At 72.8% G+C, this 17,581-nt stretch carries 17 protein-coding genes and 2 pseudogenes; 5 read left to right on the top strand and 14 right to left on the bottom strand.

The window, feature by feature from the left end; translation table 11 throughout:
• Positions 1-29: 29 nt before the first annotated feature.
• The 8 genes and pseudogenes from ACWDEN_RS06795 to ACWDEN_RS06760 form a co-directional block, all read right to left on the bottom strand.
• Positions 30-932 carry a universal stress protein gene (locus ACWDEN_RS06795; RefSeq protein ID WP_450857677.1) on the bottom strand — a complete coding sequence of 301 codons (903 nt, stop codon included), beginning with the start codon at positions 930-932 and terminating at the stop codon, positions 30-32.
• A 298-nt stretch (positions 933-1,230) separates the two neighbouring features.
• A complete protein-coding gene (locus ACWDEN_RS06790) occupies positions 1,231-2,103 on the bottom strand; it encodes a universal stress protein (RefSeq protein WP_450857675.1) in 873 nt (290 codons plus the stop codon).
• A 5-nt stretch (positions 2,104-2,108) separates the two neighbouring features.
• A complete protein-coding gene (locus ACWDEN_RS06785) occupies positions 2,109-2,597 on the bottom strand; it encodes a zinc-binding dehydrogenase (protein WP_450857673.1) in 489 nt (162 codons plus the stop codon).
• 22 nt (positions 2,598-2,619) lie between these two features.
• The gene (locus ACWDEN_RS06780; RefSeq protein WP_450857671.1) at positions 2,620-3,525 is read right to left on the bottom strand and encodes a universal stress protein; all 906 of its coding nucleotides are present in this window, start codon (positions 3,523-3,525) and stop codon (positions 2,620-2,622) included.
• A 206-nt stretch (positions 3,526-3,731) separates the two neighbouring features.
• Positions 3,732-3,914: pseudogene (locus tag ACWDEN_RS06775) on the bottom strand (carbamate kinase); the annotation flags it as partial.
• A gap of 56 nt (positions 3,915-3,970) precedes the next feature.
• Positions 3,971-4,077 (bottom strand): annotated as a pseudogene (locus ACWDEN_RS06770) (transposase); the annotation flags it as partial.
• Positions 4,078-4,740: 663 nt separating this feature from the next.
• Positions 4,741-6,456: a sensor histidine kinase gene (locus ACWDEN_RS06765; RefSeq protein ID WP_450857669.1), complete on the bottom strand. Its 1,716-nt coding sequence runs from the start codon at positions 6,454-6,456 to the stop codon at positions 4,741-4,743.
• Between the two features lie 92 nt (positions 6,457-6,548).
• Positions 6,549-7,232, bottom strand: coding sequence for a response regulator transcription factor (locus tag ACWDEN_RS06760; RefSeq protein WP_351607935.1), 684 nt, complete (start codon positions 7,230-7,232; stop codon positions 6,549-6,551).
• Positions 7,233-7,558: 326 nt separating this feature from the next.
• Here ACWDEN_RS06760 and ACWDEN_RS06755 point away from each other — a divergent pair, with 326 nt between their 5' ends.
• Positions 7,559-7,879: a CBS domain-containing protein gene (locus ACWDEN_RS06755; protein WP_450857667.1), complete on the top strand. Its 321-nt coding sequence runs from the start codon at positions 7,559-7,561 to the stop codon at positions 7,877-7,879.
• 188 nt (positions 7,880-8,067) lie between these two features.
• A complete protein-coding gene (locus tag ACWDEN_RS06750; protein ID WP_450857665.1) occupies positions 8,068-8,532 on the top strand; it encodes a pyridoxamine 5'-phosphate oxidase family protein in 465 nt (154 codons plus the stop codon).
• A 42-nt stretch (positions 8,533-8,574) separates the two neighbouring features.
• Here the strand turns inward: ACWDEN_RS06750 and ACWDEN_RS06745 are convergent, their stop codons facing one another.
• Together ACWDEN_RS06745 and ACWDEN_RS06740 are read right to left on the bottom strand one after the other, a co-directional pair.
• Positions 8,575-9,015, bottom strand: coding sequence for a pyridoxamine 5'-phosphate oxidase family protein (locus ACWDEN_RS06745; protein ID WP_351607929.1), 441 nt, complete (start codon positions 9,013-9,015; stop codon positions 8,575-8,577).
• A gap of 139 nt (positions 9,016-9,154) precedes the next feature.
• Positions 9,155-9,517, bottom strand: coding sequence for a DUF488 domain-containing protein (locus ACWDEN_RS06740; RefSeq protein ID WP_450857663.1), 363 nt, complete (start codon positions 9,515-9,517; stop codon positions 9,155-9,157).
• A 270-nt stretch (positions 9,518-9,787) separates the two neighbouring features.
• Between ACWDEN_RS06740 and ACWDEN_RS06735 the strand changes: the two genes are divergently transcribed.
• Together ACWDEN_RS06735 and ACWDEN_RS06730 are read left to right on the top strand one after the other, a co-directional pair.
• On the top strand, positions 9,788-10,960 hold the full coding sequence (locus ACWDEN_RS06735; protein ID WP_351607923.1) for a site-2 protease family protein: 1,173 nt from the start codon (positions 9,788-9,790) through the stop codon (positions 10,958-10,960).
• Between the two features lie 244 nt (positions 10,961-11,204).
• Complete coding sequence (locus ACWDEN_RS06730) at positions 11,205-12,200, top strand: hypothetical protein (protein WP_351607920.1); 996 nt, start codon at positions 11,205-11,207, stop codon at positions 12,198-12,200.
• Between the two features lie 53 nt (positions 12,201-12,253).
• On the opposite strand, the gene ACWDEN_RS06725 is transcribed toward ACWDEN_RS06730, so the two are convergent.
• The 3 genes from ACWDEN_RS06725 to ACWDEN_RS06715 form a co-directional block, all read right to left on the bottom strand.
• Positions 12,254-13,141, bottom strand: a complete 888-nt coding sequence (locus ACWDEN_RS06725) for a GNAT family N-acetyltransferase (protein WP_450857661.1) — start codon at positions 13,139-13,141, stop codon at positions 12,254-12,256.
• A gap of 129 nt (positions 13,142-13,270) precedes the next feature.
• Positions 13,271-14,062 carry an esterase/lipase family protein gene (locus tag ACWDEN_RS06720; protein ID WP_450857659.1) on the bottom strand — a complete coding sequence of 264 codons (792 nt, stop codon included), beginning with the start codon at positions 14,060-14,062 and terminating at the stop codon, positions 13,271-13,273.
• 617 nt (positions 14,063-14,679) lie between these two features.
• Entirely contained in the window at positions 14,680-15,141 is a 462-nt protein-coding gene (locus ACWDEN_RS06715; protein WP_450857657.1) for an AAA family ATPase, read from the bottom strand.
• 454 nt (positions 15,142-15,595) lie between these two features.
• Here ACWDEN_RS06715 and ACWDEN_RS06710 point away from each other — a divergent pair, with 454 nt between their 5' ends.
• Positions 15,596-17,062 (top strand): MFS transporter, encoded by a 1,467-nt coding sequence (locus tag ACWDEN_RS06710; protein WP_450857655.1) that lies wholly within the window; start codon positions 15,596-15,598, stop codon positions 17,060-17,062.
• Between the two features lie 259 nt (positions 17,063-17,321).
• On the opposite strand, the gene ACWDEN_RS06705 is transcribed toward ACWDEN_RS06710, so the two are convergent.
• Positions 17,322-17,581 (bottom strand): hypothetical protein (locus ACWDEN_RS06705; RefSeq protein WP_450857653.1); only part of this gene is annotated, 260 nt, incomplete at its 5' end.

Here is a 17,581-nt window from a genome sequence, read left to right as displayed (position 1 = left end):
CCGGGCACCTCGGCGCCGGCTGGGCACGCTCACGTGTGGGGGACGACGGCCAGCGGGCAGCGGACGTGGTGGACCGCGGCATGGGTGACGGGGCCGAGGCGCGGAGGCGTCGGCCGTTCGGCCAGGCGGCGGCCGACGACCAGGAGGCTCGCCGCGGAGGCGGCCCGGACCAGCGCGATGGAGGCCCTGCCCTCCACGACGGTCTCCAGGACCTCGGTCCGGGGGTGCTTCTCACGCCACATGTGCAGGACGGCGGACAGGAACCCCCGCCACTCCTCGGCCCGTTGGGGCTCGTCGACCAGTGCGATGTCGCCGGGGCCGAGGCCGATCGCGGACGGTGGCTGCCAGGCGTGCACCACGCGGAGCCGGGTGTGCCGCAGCCGGGCCGCCTCGAAGGCGAACTCGATCACTTCGTCGCAGGGGTCGGCGAGGTCGATGCCGAGCACCACGTCCAGGTATCCGGTCCGGGTGGACGGGCTGCCGTCGGCATCCGGTACGTGCTCGTCCTCGGCCTCCTCCCCCGCTCGGACGAGGACGACGGGACGGGTGGCCCTCGCGACCACGCCCAGGGCGACCGAGCCGACCAGAAGCCCGGTGAAGCCGGTCAGGCCGCGGGAGCCCAGCACCAGCAGCTCGCACTTTTCGGCGGCCTTCAGCAGGGCTGCGGTCGCCGGTCCCTCGACCTGCCGGTCGGTGAGGCGGACGTCGGGTACGGCGCTGCGGAGGCGTTCCTCCGCCTGGCGCAGGGCACGGCGCGCCGGGTGGCGCTGCGCGGCGTTCGCGGACTCGCCGCCCGTCCGGTGGGGGTGCCGGTGCCAGGCGTGCACCAGTCGGAGCGGTCGGTCCCGGCGCACCGCCTCGCGGGCGGCCCACTCGGCGGCGGCAAGGCTCTCCGACGATCCGTCAACTCCAGCGATGACCGGCGAAAGCATGGTGCGCACCTCCTGCGCTTCGGTCTGCTCGGTACTGCCGGCGTCGAGCCACGGCCACCCGGCGGGCAGGGGCCGCAAGGTCTCCCCCAGGCCCGTTGGACCCGTGGATGTGGTTCTCCGTGGGCCAGGCATCACGCCGTCCTGGTGCGCGAAGCTCCACGAGCAGGGTGCCCACCCGGCGGTGGTGCAGTCCGTCGGACACGGCGACGGGGATCTCCGCCGGCTCCTCCTCGCCCGCCGTGTCGTACCGGCGAGGCCGATCGCATCGGGCCAGCCTCTCAGCAGCCGGTCGCCGCCGTCACGCCCGCTGGGGTACGACGGCGACCGGGCAGGCGGCGTGGTGCAGCACCGTGTGGGCGACACGGCCGAGCTGGAGGCCGTAGTGGCCCTCTCGCCGCCGGGCTCCGACGACCAGCAGGTCCGCCTCCGCCGAGACGGCCGACAGCACCTGGCGGGCGGGGCCCTCGACGGTACGCCGGTGCGTCTCGACATCGGCCGGGGCGTCCTGCACGGCCGCTTCCAGCACCGCCGCGGCCCGCTGCTCATGCTGTCGGGCCGCGTCGCCCGACCAGCGGCCGTTGTCGTTGCTCTCGTGCGCGGGGCACCGCCATGCTCGTACGGCGTCCAGCGGCACCCCGCGCAGCCGCGCCTCCTCGAGGGCGAAGCGCACGGCCGCCGCGCTCCCCGCGTCCCCGCCGACACCGACGGCGATGCGGCCGCGCACCCCGGACCGTGCCTGGTCGTCGTGGCTGCCGCGCAGCACGATGACCGGGCAGTGCGCGTGACCGGCCACCGTCACGCTGACGGAGCCGAGGAGCGCCTCGGCGGTTCCGCTCCGGCCGCGGGAGCCCAGGACGACAGCCGAGGCGGTGCGGCTCTCCCGTACGAGGGCGTATTCGGGCTCTTCCGGCAGTACGTCGGTGGAGATCTTCACGTCGGCCTGCCGGCGCCGGGCCCGCCGCTCGGCGGTCGCCACGATCTCCTCGGCCATCAGCTGCTCGGAGGGCTTGCCGAGGTCCGCGGCGAGGGAGACACCCTCGTACCGCTCCCACAGCGAGGCGTACACCAGGCGGAGCGGCACCCCGCGCACGGCGGCCTCGTCGGCCGCCCAGTCGACGGCCCGCAGGCTCGGCTCGGAGCCGTCCACGCCGACGACGATCGGGAGGTCCATCGCTGTCAGCCCTCCATCCCGAGGTCGTGGACGAACCGGGTCCGGCCGGCCGCGTGCAGCTGGAAGACCTCGGCGGAGTCGACCGCCTCGAACGCGGCGTCGTTCACCGCGAGCGCGATCGCGGCGTGGGCGCCACCGTGCTGCTTGAGTACCTGGCCGGCATCCTGCTTGCGGGCGTCGATGACGAGGTCGGCGCCGAGTTCCCTGGCGAGTACGAGCTTGTCGTCGGTGACGCCGATGGCGGCGACGGTGGAACCGGCGATCGCCGCGCACTGCAGGGCGAGGTGGCCGAGGCCTCCGATATCCCAGCCGGACAGGCAGTGCTCGCAGCGCCCGCAGGCCTTGACCGGCCAGGGCACGGCGACCCGCCGGCCGACGGTCAGGTGAGTGACCCCCTCGCCGACGGCCTCGACCTGGCCGACGCCGGGCTCGGGATCGGGGCGCTCCTCGATGACCAGGGGTGCACCGAAGGCTCGTACCACAGCTGCCTTCATGATGTCTGCTCCTCGGGGTGGGTCAGTCGTGCGGGACGACGGCGACGGGGGCGGTGGCGTGGTGCAGGACGGCATGAGTGACGGGTCCGACGTGGGCACCGGCGGGAGCCCGGCGGATGCGCCGGCCGACGACCACCAGCGAGGCCTCGCGGGAGGCGTCGATCAGGAGGTTGGACGGGCTGCCGAAGCGCGACTGCGCGACGACCTGGACGTCGGGGTACTTCTGCTGCCAGGGGGCCAGCACCTCGGTCAGCGCGTCGGCGTCGCTGTCCGCCAGCAACTGCTGGACTCCGGGGTCGGGCGCCATGCCGTAGGCGTGGTACGGCGTCGGGTTCCAGCCGTGTACGACTCGCAGCGGCGCGTCGCGGCGGACGGCGGCGTCGAGGGCGAACCGGATCACGGTCTCGTCGGGGCTGCCGAGGTCGAGTCCGAGGACGACCGGGCGGAACGAGGTGGCGGTGGACCGGACACCGGCCGCGCCCGTCTCGTGCTCGTCCGCGGCCTGCTCACCGGCCCGGACCAGGACGACGGGCCGCTCGGCGTGCGCCACGACCGCGAGTCCGACCGAGCCGACCAGGAAACCGGCGATCCCGCCCAGCCCGCGCGAGCCGAGGACCAGCAGTTCGGCGTCCTTCGCCACGCCGACCAGGGCCTCGGCGGGCGAACCGCTCAGCTGCTCCGTGCTCACCTCGGCATCGGGGTGGCGCAGCCGCAGACCCTCGGCGGACTCCCGGAGAATCCGCTCGCTCCAGTGCTGATAGGTCTCGGCGCCGAGGAACGGGGCGTGCGCCGTCGGGGCCGGTGCCGGCTCCCAGACCTGGACGAGCTTCACGGGCAGTCCGCGCAGCTCCGCCTCGCGGGCGGCCCACTCCGCGGCGGCGCGGCACTCGGGCGAGCCGTCGAGACCCACGGTGATGGTGCGGGGCATGATCTCCACCTCCTGAATCGGGAAACCCGATTCCAGCGTCGTGTTCAGGGGTTGCGCGGGCAGGGACCGCTGCCCCTCGTCCCTCACTCACTCTCGTCCGGTGCACGGCGTCCCGCCGCGTGCCGAAGGTCTCCATCGGGTGGGCTGAACGTCCCTGCCCGGCGGGCTGTTTGGTGTGCGAGCCGGACTCAGCCACTGCAGCGTGCTCAGCCGGCCGTGAGGTCCGGGCGCATCAGTGTGCCCGAGCGGCCGTGCACGATCTCGTACGCCGCGCCCAGGGCGCCGATCGCGGCCAGGCCGCCGACGCGCTCGACGAAGCGGGCGGCGGCCTCGGCCTCGGGGCCCATCGAACCGGCGGGGAACTCACCAGTGCACCGCAGTTCAGCAGGTCGTGGAGGGTGCCGGTCTCCACGGCCCGCTCCGGCGCGGGTGAGGCGACCACCCGGCGCCGGTGGAAGCGGCGTGGTCTGCCGAGATTGCCGCTGACGCGCCCGGAGTCGCGTGGTGCCGGTGCCAGACCGGCGTAGTCGCGAGCCGGTCGGCGCTGCCCCACCTCCGCGGCGTACGACGGTCCTGTGGGCCGTGATCCGTGACGGATCGTGCCACCAGCCACACAACCGGTCACGGCCGCGTCACGACAGCATGGGGAAGATCAGCATGGGGAAGCTCCTTGTGCGGGTCGCTCGCGGATGGGTCCGGCCGGTGTCGCAGGAGGGTCTTCAGACCCTGCCCCGAGGGCCGGTCGGCCCTCTTCCCGGCGACCCGTCCCGGTTCCACTCTCGTAGGCAGCAACCGCGGCAGTCCTCTCGGGACACGACGTCAACCAGGCTGCGGTGCCGCGTCCTTGCGACTCCGAAGAGGTGGGGCACTCCTTCCCGCGGTCCCCCACGAGTGGCAAGGACGTCCGCGCGGGTCTCGTGTCGGGGGAGGCACGACGCTCGCACGACGGCCGTCGCCCTCGTCGGCACAGGGGCGACGGCCGTTGTCGTCGGCACACGGGCGAGGGCGGTTGTCGCCGGCCGAACTCGCCGGCCCTGCCCGGCTGTTCGCACCGCACCTGCCGCACCTGGGCGCCGAGGCGACGACCCGGGTGCGGGGCCTGCGAGTTCGACGCCACGGCCGTACGTTCCCTGTGCCAGGACGACCCGGCCCGCGGCCGGGCCGTGTGCCGGGGCCACGGTCTGGGCGGACCGCAGCGACGTCGAGCCGGCGCCGCTAACCCTCCGAGACCGGCACCCGCCAGACGATCGTGGTGCCGCCGTCGGGCGGGCCGGTGAACGTCAGGTCCCCGCCCAGCTGTTCGGCCCGTTCGGCCATGTTGCGCAGTCCGCTGCGGCGGCCCTCCGGCCGGATTCCCACGCCGTTGTCGGAGACGGTGAGGCAGAGCTCGCGGCCGTCGGTCGTCAGTACGACCTCGGCGCGGTCGGCGTGCGCGTGCCGGGCGGTGTTGGTCAGGGCCTCCGAGAGGACGGCCACCACGTGGTCGGCGACCTCCTTGGGTACATGAGTGTCCAGCAGGCCCTCCATGCGCAGGCTGGGCGCGAAGCCCAGCACCGGTGCCGCCTCGCCGGCCACGCGCACCGCCCGGGTCCTCAGGCCGGGACCGTCGGCGCCCTCACGCGTCCGCAGACCGAAGATCGTCGACCTGATGATCTTGATGGTCTCGTCCAGGTCGTCCACCGCGCGCAGCACCCGCTCCGAGGCCTCGGCGTGCTCGATGAACCGGCCCGCGCTCTGCAGGGTCATGCCGGTGGCGAACAGCCGCTGGATGGCCAGGTCGTGCAGGTCCCGGGCGATACGGTCGCGGTCCTCCAGCAGCCTGATCTGCTCGGCGTCCTGCCGGCGCTGCGCGAGCTCCATCGCGACGGCCGCCTGCGCGGCGAATCCCTGCAGGGGCTGGGTCTCCTTGCCGGTGAACACCGTCCGGCCCGCCGCACGGACCAGCAGCACCACGCCCCGCACGCCCTCGCCGGTTCCGATCGGGACGGCGACGGCCGGACCGAGTCCGGTGAAGCGTGCCGGAGCGGCCGAGTCCCCATCGCCGCGGGACACATCAGGGCTGCTGACGGGCGCGGCGGTGGCGAAGGCACGGCCGATCAGGCTGTCGTCGACCGGAAGGACGAGGCCGCTGTGGCCCTCCGCCTCCTGTCCGATCGCGAGTTCCACCGTGAGGGCGCCGGTGTCCTCCATGGGCACCGCGACCACGGCGAGCACCGCGTCCGTGATCTCCAGGGCCCGTTCGGCGATCAGTCCGAGGGCCTCACCGCGGCCGCTGCCGGACATGAGGCTGTGGGTGATCTCCGCGCTCGCCTGCAGCCAGCGTTCCCGCAGCCGGGACTCCTCGTACAGGCGGGCGTTGTCGATGGCCACGCCCGCGGCGACGGCAAGGGTGGACAGGACCGACTCGTCCTCCTCGTCGAACTGTGCCCCGCCGCGCTTCTCGGTCAGGTACAGGTTGCCGAACACCTGGTCGCGCACCCGGATCGGTACGCCGAGGAAGGTGTTCATGGGGGGATGGCCCGGCGGGAAACCGTACGAAGCGGAGTGTTCCGAGAGCTTGGCCAGCCGCAGCGGCTCGGGGTGCCGGATCAACTGGCCGAGGATGCCGTGGCCTTCGGGGTAGGGTCCGATCCGGGTGATCTGCTCCTCGCTGACGCCGACGGTGAGGAAGTCCGACAGCCGTTTCCCGTCCGGTCCGATCACGCCGAGGGCCGCGTACTCGGCCTCGACCAGAACGGCGGCCGCTTCCACGATGCTGCGCAGTGCCTGCTTGAGGTCCAGCTCCCGGCCCACCGAGAGGACGGCCTCCAGCAGGCTGTGCACCCGGTCCCGAGTACCGCGCGCCGCGTCCAGGCGCGCCTGCAACTCTGCGAGCAGCTCGTCCAGCCGCAGCTGCGGCAGTCGCACCTGCGTGCCCTCGGTGCTTCCCACCAGTGTGTCCTCCAAGCCCCTCGCGCACCCTCGGCCCGTCGTTCCGGCCGGGGGTCACGGTAGCGGCTCCCGAGGGGAGGCGGTTCCGGGGCTCAGGATCCTTCCTGCCGCTGCCGGTCGTGGACCTGAGTGGCGATGACGGCGGCCTGGATACGCCGTTCGACGCCGAGCTTGGCGAGCAGCCGCGAGATGTGGTTCTTCACCGTCTTCTCTGCAAGGTAGAGCCGCTGACCGATCTGGCGGTTGGTCAGCCCCTCTCCGATCAGGGCCAGGATCTCCCGCTCACGTTCCGTCAGGCCCTGCAGCTCGTCCGGCTCCTCCTCCTGCTGCTCACCGCCGCGCAGCCGGGCCATCAGCTTGGTGGTGGCGCTCGGGTCGAGCAGGGACTGGCCGCTGGCGACGGTGCGCACGGCGGACACGAGGTCCGAGCCCTGGATCTGCTTCAGGACGTAGCCGGACGCGCCCGCCATGATCGAGTCGAGCAGTGCCTCCTCGTCGTCGAAGGAGGTCAGCATCAGGCAGGCCAGGTCGGGCATCCGGGAGCGCAGTTCCCGGCACACGGTCACGCCGTCGCCGTCGGGCAGGCGTACGTCGAGCACGGCCACCTGCGGGCGCAGCGCGGGGACGCGCACCAGGGCCTGCTCCACCGTGCCGGCCTCGCCGACCACGCTGATGTCGGGCTCGTCGTTCAGCAGGTCGCGCACGCCGCGCCGCACCACCTCGTGGTCGTCCAGCAGGAAGACCCGGATCGTGCTGTCCTGCTCGCCGTCCGCCATCGAAAACTCCTTGTTCTGCGTTCCGCACCGATGTCCGCCGATGGACAGGACCGACCCCGCCCACCGAGATCCTTCTCGTTTCCGGGCCCACGGACCAGGGCCGGTCGGCCCTGATTTCACCCTGTCATGACAGCCCCAGGGGCGCCGGAGGCCCGCGCGCCGCCGTCCGGGCACCGACCTCGCGCCGGGACGGGTGGCCCGGGCACGAACTGGCCGGGGACGCCGGCTCGCGTTGCCCGGTCCGAGGCGCTCGACGCGTGGATCGACGGCCGCGGCCGCGGGAGAGGTCATGGCGGACCCTGCGGTCACGGTTCACGGAGCAACGCGTGTCGGACGCGGCACGGATGATGGAGCGTCATCGGGTCGACCGGCTGCCTGTGGTGGACGGGGAGGACCGCATCCTCGGCATCGCCACCCGTCGTGGCCTGCTGCGGTCCTTCCTCCGTACGGACGAGGAGATTCGCCGGCAGGTGATCGAGGAGGTTCTGCCGGGCGGGAGGGGTGCCTGGCTCCCTGAACCGGACGCCGGCCGGCAGCTCAGCGGGGCGGCGGGGCTTGTCCCGGATCCTGCTCGCGCACGGTGCGCCCGGCCGAGGAAACAGGGCCGAACGGCCCTGGTGTGCGGGGCCCCGGAGCCGTTCCAATGACCCGATCGATCTGTCCGTGGCCTCGGGCTCGCCGCCGCCGCGGACGGACAGCCGCCCGCGACCAGGAGGACAGCGCACATGCCGTACCGGTACATCGCTCGTCCCAACGGCGGCAGGGCGCGTGGAAACCCCGCCACGTCGGCCGGAGACACAGCGCAGTGAGCAGCGAGTCCGTACGGAAGCCCGCCATGACCATCGACAACGTCCAGACCGTTCCCCCGGGGCCGCGCCGCAGCGTCGAGCTCGACAGCGACGAGGCACTGCGGCTGCTGGGGAGTGTCTCCCTCGGCCGGATCGTCTTCACCCGCCAGGCACTGCCCACCGTCCGCCCGGTCAACCACGTCCTGGACGACGGCGACATCGTCATCCGCACCCATGAGGGTGCGGCCCTGACCTCACGCACCCGTCAGGCCGGTGCACCGGGCGTCGTCGTCGCCTACGAGGCCGACGCCATCGACCCGCACACCCATCTGGGGTGGAGCGTGGTCGTCACCGGGTATGCCCACCTCGTGACCGATCCCGGGGAACTGGCCCGCTACCAGGCGTTGCTGCAGCCGTGGGTGAACCGGACCATGGACTACGCGGTGCGCATCCACCCCGATCTGATCACCGGTGCCAGGCTCACCACGGCCGAGGAGTCCGACTCCGCCTGACCACGGTCGCCTGATCGCCTCCGTTGCAGCTGCGCACCGCAGTCACGCGGAGAGGTGCACGCCGTACATCGTGTGGCCGGCGAGGAGTTCCCGCCCGCTGACCAGTTCGGGCTCGATGCGCACGTACACCTCCTCGGGTGAGGGCACCCAGGAACACAGGCCGATACGGTCCAGGCGTCTCAGCTCGGCCTCGTCGGTCACGACCTCGGCGCGACCTGTGACGACGACGCTCCAGCCGGCCTGCGCGACCGCATCGACCGCGTCCGCTTCGAAGGCCACGACCGCGCCGTCGACCGCGCGGGCCAGTTCCGAGGCCGCCGCGGTGCGCAGCACGACGGCGCCGTCGTGGTCCAGACGGAAATTGACCGGCAGGACGGCGGGCAGCGCCTTGCGCGTGTGGACGATACGGCCGACAGGAGCCGTCGCCAGCAGGCGCAGGCACTCTCCACGACCGAATTCGCGGAAACCGTCGTTCGGGTACATGGTCAGCCCGTCTCTCGCCCGGTGGGAGGATGCACGCTCCATGCTGCGCAGGGAGACGGCGGCGGATGAGGGGCCACCGGTCCCGGCCTCGCCGGAGAGCGGCCCACCGGTGAGCGCCACAAAAGGGGCCAAACCGCCCTTACCGTTTCCCGGCCAGCCACTCCGCCAGGACAGCGGCCTGGCTGTGGTCCACGTCCTTGGTGGCGGTCAGCAGCATGAGCCTGTCGTGTGCTGCCAGGTCGCGCAGATGTTCGGCCGCCTCGCGGTGCTCCGTGTCGCGCAGCTCTGCCAGATAGCGGCGGCGGAACTCGGTGAAGCGGCTGGGCTCGTGGCCGTACCACTTGCGCAGGTCGCTCGACGGGGCGACGTCACGGAGCCACTCGTGCAGATGCGCGTCCTCCTTGCGCATGCCCCGTGGCCAGACCCGGTCGACGAGCACGCGCTTCCCGTCCCGCGGTGAGGTCTCCTCGTAGACTCTGCGATAGGCGATCTGTCTGGCCATCGCGCTGCCCTTTCCCCAGGTCGGCCGCCCCGGCCTCGAGCGGACGGGCGACTTCGCGCCCTGCTGCGGAGCGGACGTTCTCGACTCGTCCATTTTATCGGGGACCGGTCAGGTCACCTCGGGCCCTCGTCGCCGGGCTCGCCGTCCCGGACGAGCACACGCGGCGCCAGGTGGGGGCGTTTCCGGTCGACGGGTACCCGATGGAGCATGGAGGGGGACGCTCCACGGCGTGGGGCCGTGTGCGTCACTCCGTCGGTGGTGAGATGGGCGATGAAGGGTTCGATCAGGATCGGAAGTGTGCGGAGTGTGACGGTGCGCGCGCACTGGAGCGTGCCGTTGGTCATGCTGCTCTTCGCGTACGGTCTGGCCGACCGGACGCTGCCCGCGTACGCACCCGGTCTGTCGTCCCTCGCGTACGCGACGGCCGGGGTTGCCGGCGCTCTCCTGCTGCTCGCCAGCCTGGTGATGCATGAGACGGCACACGCGCTCATGGCCCTGCGGGCCGGGGTGCCGGTGCAGGACATGACGCTGTGGGCACTGGGCGGAGTGACCCGGATGGACCGGCCCGCCACGGCGCGGACGACGTTCGCGGTCGCCGTCAGTGGGCCGCTCGCCAGCCTGCTGCTCGGCGGGGCCGCGGTCGGCGCCGCGGCAGGGGTCCACGCGACACTCGACTGGCGACTCCCCGTCGTCGTACTGGGCTGGCTCGGCGGCACCAACCTGCTGCTGGGTGTCTTCAACCTGCTGCCCGCCGCTCCGCTCGACGGAGGCCGGGTGCTCCAGGCCGCGCTGTGGTGGCGCACCGGCGACCGCGAACGGGCCCAGCGCGCGGCCGGGCGCACCGGACAGATCATCGGCATGGCTCTGGCCGTGGTGGGCTGGCTCGCGTTCGCCAGGGGTATGACGGGCGGACTGTGGCTGATGGTCGTCGCGCTGTTCGTGGCGGGCGCCGCCGCGGCCGAACGCCGGTGGGCGCAGCTGGCCCTGGCCGTGCGCGGGGTGCGGGTGGCCGACGCGATGACCAGTCCGGTGGACACCGGCCCCGACTGGCTGACCGTGGACCGTTTCCTTTCCGACGTGGCCGCCCGGACACGGCATTCGGTGCTGCCGCTGCTGGACTTCGAAGGCCGGCCGAGCGGGGTCGTACAGCTGCGCCGGCTGATCGTCGGTCCGTCCGGCGAGCAGCAGGCGCGTCCCGTACGGGACCTCGCGACACCCGTCTCCCAGTGCACCATCGCCGCACCGGACGAGCAGCTCACCGCAGTCCTGGCACGGCTCGGCACCGACGGCGGGCTGCCCGTCCTGGTCATGGACGGCTCCCGCCTGGACGGCATCATCACCGCACACGACATCCAACGGCTCTACCAGCAGTACACGGCACGCAAGAGCGACGGGACGGCAGCGCCGAGCGGCGGAGCGGGCCGCGAGGGGATCACCACGTAGCCGACGAGCCCCGGATGGCTCAGCGCACCGACACCGGCGCAGGGCACGCGGTGCCACCGCCTTCCCCGGTCGCAGCACCGCCAGGACCTAGGCCTTGGCGCCAAGTCCAGGAACCGGCCCCCGCTTGTGCCCGCTCCCGTACGCCGGAGCGGAGGATGCGGGAGTGGCGGGTTCGGGGCACGGTGGGGGCGGGGCCGGTTTCCGGCCGATTCCTCCCGAGCACCGAGCACCCGAAGGAACCTTGATGTCCGTAGCCACAGACTTGCTCGTTCCGGCGCTGCGCGAGGTCCGTGAGACCAAGGCGGCGCTCGCCGACCGCTTCAAGGCCCACCTCGCCGTCACGCCCCCCGGTGAACACCGGGATGTCCTGGAGCGCCGCCTCGGCGACGCCCGCGGCCACGTCTACCGCATCGACGAACGCCTGGACACGTTGCACCCCCGCGGGATGATGCAGAGCGTCCTCGGAGGCGCCTGGCAGCTCACCGGGCATGCGGCCCGGCTGCCCCTCGAGATGGCGATGTCGGTTCCGGCCGCCGTGTTCCGGGGCCGGGGAACGGCCACCCAGCTGCGGCTGCTGAAGAACGCCGAGGACGAGTACGCCGTCACCGCACTGGCCCTGGCCGTCTGCCGGGCCGCCGAACGCATCGCCCAGGAGTCCGGGGACGGCGTCACCACCGAGCTGCTCGGCTCCATCCGCCATGACGACGAGGAGGCGCTGGAGGAGCTCGCCGACGCTCTCGAGCAGCACGCCGAAGCCGCGGTGGCGGCCAGCGAGACCACGGACGGATCGGGTGTGGGCGGTGCGGCCCTGGCGGTGCGGGAGTGGAGCAGTTGGCTGCGGGAGACGGCTGAGCGCATGCCGGGTGCGGACCGGCTCCAGGGCGCCCCGCGGGGAGCCCTCATCAGCGAGGTCGAGCTGCCGATCCCGGACTACCGCAGGCTCAGCACCAGGATGATCATCGACCGGCTGCCGCACCTGGCGCAGACGGACCTGGCCATGGTCGGCGCCTACGAGCGTTCCCACGCGGGCCGCCCGGCTGTCCTGAGCCGGATCGCCGCCCTGCTCGGGCCGGTGCCCTGGCCCGGTTACGACAGCATGACCGCGGAGGAGGTCGTCAAGCGGCTCAATGACGCGGAACCCAGGCACTGCCGGCGGGTTCTGGAGTACGAGCGGCGCCATCAGGCACGTTCCACGGTCCTCAAGGCCGCGGAGAAGGCCGCCGAGCGAGTGCCCGCCTGATTGGTGCGGCTCGCGCTGCCCCGCTGGACGGCCCCGCGGTCGCGCCGCCGGACTCACACGGTCGGCCGCGGGGCTCGGGGGTGCTGCCGCCGGTAGGTCCACAACCGGTCGACAAGGGTGAAGCCGAAGGAGCCGAAGAGCCCGGCCGCGGCCTCGCCCTCCGGGGTACGGTCCGGGATGTCGTCGATGACGAGGGCGACCTCGCAGGCACCCTGTTCGGCCAGCAGGGCCAGGGCCTGGCCGAGCAGCTTGCGGCCAAGGCCCCGGCGACGGTGGGTGTGACGGGTCTCGATCCAGTACACGGTGGCGGTGCGGCCGGGTCCGGCACCGACCACCGCCTCCGCGACCGGCTCGGCCCCGTCACGGACGATCAGCCGGTGCCCGGGAGGGACTTCGCAGGGAAAGACGTCGGCGACCAGCTTGGCGGGCGACGGCTCGCCCGGTAGCGCGCAGTACAGGTAGGCACCCTGGCAACGGCCGGTGAATCCGGCCTCCACCAGAGCGTCATGGGTCACGGCGCGACGGACACGGGGCAGGCCGCCCGGCCCCAGTGGCCCCGGCGGGGCGCCGACGAACGCGTCGATCTTCGGGCAGTGGGCGAGTTCGGCGCATGCGTGACCGAGGAGGGCACGCAGCACGGGCGGATCCTCGCGGCCGTAGGCCCAGCAGATCACGCCGGTGCGGGCATCCGTCCAGGACACGTACGCGACGACGCCGCGGGGGCGCTCGTCGGCGTCGGCGAGGACGCCGATACCCGGCCGGGCCGACGTGGCCCAGCCGGCCAGGGCGAGCGGACGGCTCCGCGCGGCGGCCAGCTGCTCCGGCGTGCAGCGCTGCTGCCCCGGCAGGCGGTCCGCATCGATCAGCTCCTGCACCCCTGGCTCGTCCTCGGGGCGATAGGGGCGCATGGTCGCGCCACTGGGGCTGGGTGAAGAGGCCATGGTGTCGGTCCGCACAGGTGCTGACGTTCTTACCGGCTACGTTCTTTCCTACCCCCTACGTCCCAGCGTCCTCCGATTCGTCGTCGATGTCACGGGCGGGCGGAGCCGATGTCACGGGCGAGGCGGAGATCACGCGGCGGCCACGGCCTGGCCGGCGGCGGTCAGCAGGGAGCGCATCTGATCGATGACCGGCTGGTGCAGCGGCAGGGTCAGATGTCCGACACCGGGCACGAGCACGTTGCGGGCCTTGAGGTGGGGATGGTCGATGCGGCCCCTGGCGGCCGGTACGACGGCCTCGTCCAGGTCGCTGTAGAAGGCCACGAACCGGGTCCGGCAACCGGTGGCGGGCCCGGCGAGCTCTGTCAGCACATCGCTGCCCGGCCGCAGCTGGCGCAGCAGCGGATGGGGCGGAGCCAGCAGTGCCGTCGCGGTCCCCGCGTGCGGGGTCGCCAGTGTGATGAGCAGGGGGACACACCGGTCCCCGCCGAGGCGCTGCACGTAGTAGCGCGCGATCAACCCGCCCAGGCTGTATCCGATCAGGACCACGGGCCGGGCCCCACCGCGGGCGTGGACCGTCTCCACCTGGTCGCCGAGAACCCTGGCCGCCGTGCGGATGTCCGGGCTGAGCGCGTTGTAGCTGACGGTGACGAAGGGACCCGCGCCGCAGCCGTCCAGGCCACGCCGCAGGGAGGACGTGACCCACTCCCGGTCGGCCAGGCCGTGGACCAGGAGCACCGGGACCGTCGCGTCGGCCGACGGTGGCCTGCTCCACTCCGTCGGCCGCGCGGGCCGGGCGTGACCGATCCATCCGGTCAGCTGCTCCACGCCCTCCACGGCGATATCGACCGGGAGCCTGACCAGGCGTACGGCCGCCCGGCCGGCCTCGGCGCCGAGACCGCGCACCGGCGACAGGCCCGGCACCGACAGTTGGGTGCTGAAGGGAGTGCCCGTACCCGCTCACCTCCCGACCTACGCCCCGAGGTGCTTCTATCTATTCCCCGTGTTCCCCCAAAACGCTGCACGCGCCCCTCTGATTCCCTCCCGCCACCGTGGCTGCGCCGTCGATACCGGTCTGGAGGGTGGTGTCGTGGTGGAGAACGCGCGTACGCCGTGGTCGGCACGGCGTGCCCCCCTGGCTTCCTCGCCCGGCGCGCGGCGTCGATCGCAGTCGCCGGAGCGATGACACAACCGCCCAGGCAGCCGCCACGGCCGCGCGTAGGGCGGCCCGGGCCCGGACTGCCGTCGCGGACACGTTCGCCCACCCCGTCGCCGCCCGGCCCGGCCCGGCTCGCCCGGCGGCAGCCGCCGTCGCCGCGCCCGGATCCCCGGCTCGGGGAGCTGATACAGGCCCTGGTCCCGCATCTGCACGCGTTCGTCCGCGAGGTCTGGCCGCCCGAGGCCGAATGGCGGCGGGCGATCCACTCCTCACCGGGCCGGTCGTATCACCACCGACCGCCGGCAGGAGTTCGTGCCGTTCTCCGACGTCGTCGGCCCGTTCTTCGTGGACTGCTCGCCGGAGATCCCCAGGAGCGGCGACCTCATCCCCGTACGTCGAAGCCTCCCCGCCCGTCGAACCGCACCTCCCGGACCTCGTCGAATCCGTCCGCCGGCGATGGCTTGCGCAGCCGCTTCAGTGTGGTGAGAACGCCGACGTCCGGGACACGGTCACGGCCCTCACGTGCGGCGTTGCGTCGCAGCGAGCCGGCCGCGTCCGGAGGGAACCAGTAGGCCGTGACCGTCGCCCCGTGCGTGTGGGCCAGCTCCACCAGCGTGCCCCACTCCTGCGGCGAGGGGTTGGTGTTGTCGACCGCCACCGGCCGCCCCGCCACCAGATGCTCCTCCACCAGTCGCATCTGCCTCCGCTGCTTGTTCTTGGCGCCCCGCGGAAACAGGTCCTTGCTGACCAGCGCGTACTGACCGGACAGGCACCGCGTGTAGAAGGTGGACTTTCCGGAAGCCTGCAGCCCGACCAGGACGGCCACGTCTACGTCGATCGCCATGACCGCCACGATGACACGTGAAGGCCGGCGTCCGACAGCCCGCGTGTCTCACGGCCCCTGCCGACCGCGACGGCGGCGGGGGCGGGCGGCGCACTCGAGCGGTCCGAGCCGAACAGTGTGGATGCGTACGAGGGGAGCGAATCGTCATGCCCCGTCCGGCCGGCGATCGGATGCCTGTACCTGCTGCGTCGCGGCGGCCACCGCGGGCAGGTGCGGCAGACGCACACGGTGGTCATCGCCTCGGCCGCGGTGGTGTCGCTCCTCGCCGGACTGGCGTGGTACGGATTCGGCATCCCGCCCGGCCGGCGAGTACTGGGCTGGCTGCATCCGCCGAGGACGGCGCGGTGCGCACCGGCCGGGATGCGGTGGTCATGGAGAACGCACTGCTCCGGGGCGGGGCGAACCTTCGCCGGGACGACCGGCTCCTCTCCTGCTGACCGGAGCCGAGGAGGGAATGGCTGCGTCTTCCGGGGGGTACGCAGCCGGGGTGGCCGGTGCCGCTGTGAGTCTGTTGCGGCGTACGGTGCCCCGGGCCGGGAAGGCCGGCTCGCCGCGCACCGTACTGGTCGTGATGTGCGTCGGCTACTTTCTGGTGCTGCTCGACGTGACGATCGTCAACGTCGCGCTGCCACGGATCGGTTCCGGGCTCGGCGCCGACGTGAGCGGCCTGCAGTGGGTGGTCGACGGCTATGCGCTGGCGCTGGCGTCGCTGATGCTCACCGCCGGCACGCTGGGCGATCTGCACGGCCACAAACGGATCGTGCTGATCGGGCTGATCGTCTTCGGGGCGGGCTCGCTCGCCTGCGGCCTGGCCCCCGGTGTCGCGGTGCTGGTCGCCGCCCGCGTCGTGCAGGGAATCGGAGCCGCCCTGCTGCTGCCCGGAACATTGGCGATCATCAGTGACGCCTTCCCCGAGGGGGCCGGGCAGGCGAGGGCGATCGGCGTGTGGGCGGGCATCGGCAGCCTCGCCCTGCCCGCGGGGCCGCTGCTGGGCGGGGCGCTGGTCGACGCCTTCGGCTGGCGTGCGATCTTCCTCCTCAACGTGCCGATCGTGCTGCCGGCCCTGGTCTGGGCCGGGGCGATCGTCCGAGAGTGCAGGGAGCCGCAGACCAGGGGTCTGGATCTGCCCGGGTTGCTGGTGGGGAGCCTGCTGTTGCTGGCGACGACGTTCGCGTTCATCCAGGGCGGGCGCTCCGGCGCCGGGTCCGCGCCGGTCGTCGCGACCGTGGTCGTGGCCCTGGCGGCGCTCGTCGCGCTGGTCCTCGTCGAGCGGCGCCGCGGGGATCGGGCCATGCTGCCGCTCGGACTGTTCCGGCGCGCGGGATTCAGCGTGGCGAACACGGCGGCCGGGACGATGAACCTGTGCACCCTCGGCACGCTGTTCGTCCTGATGCTGTTCCTGCAGTCGCTCCAGCATCGCCCACCGCTCGAAGCGGGGCTGGCGATCGTCCCGCTGTTCGCGCCGCTGGCCGTGCTGGCGCCGTTCGGCGGGCGGCTGACCGGCTGGACCGGGGCCCGCCTGCCGGCCGGTGCCGGGCTGCTCCTCGCCGCGGCGGGGCTGGCACTGCTGACCCGGGTGACGCCGTCGTCGGGCTACGGCACCATGCTGCCCGCGTTCCTGCTGTGGGGCGTCGGACTGGGCCTGCTGACCCCCGCCGTCGTCGCCGCTGCCATCGCCGCCGTGCCCGGCGAACGCTCCGGACTCGCCTCGGCCATCAACAACACCGCGCGCCAGGCCGGCGGTGCGATCGGCATCGCGGTGGCCGGTGCCGTCGCCGGCCGGCCCGGCAGCGGCGCGCACTTCGTACACGGCTTCCACACCGTCGCGCTGGGCTCGGCACTGCTCTACCTCGTCGCCGCCGTCCTCGCGCTCCGCCTGCTGCCCGGTCACCTGCTTCCTTGCCACCGCCGGTCCCGATGACCCCTTGGCCCAGCTCCTGTCGAGGGCGGTGGTCCGACATCCAGTGGTCTGGCACGCGGCCCCCTCCTTGAGCTCGGTCAACCCCTGTTGATGCGGTAATTACTTGGCTGTTCAGGAGGCCGACCGGGAAGGCCAGCAGGGCCTCTTGGCACCCGGATTGGTATGGCTCATCCGGCTACCAAGAGGCCTTGAAGGCAGGCGTTCAGGTCCACGCAGAGGGAGCAGTGTCCTGGGTGGTCGAGACGCCCTTCATCATTCGTCAGTTGGTGGCGAGGGTCTCAGTGATCCGGGACAGGGTGGCCGGGGTGGTGGTGGACAGGTTGGTGAACAGGTTGGCCGTGACCGTCCCGCCTGCGGAGACAGCCCACAGGTCGGGGATGCCGTCGCGGTTGGCGTCGGCGGCCTGCAGGGTCAGTGCGGCTCTGGTGTTCCACCCGGTGGCGACCGGGTAGGCGGTGTAGGTGAGGTTGCCGGTGCTGGGGTCGGCGGCCAGGTTCTTCCACAGGTCGAGTTCGCCGG

This window comes from Streptomyces sp. NPDC001153 (genome assembly GCF_053598315.1).
This window is presented reverse-complemented; position numbering and strand designations above follow the sequence as displayed.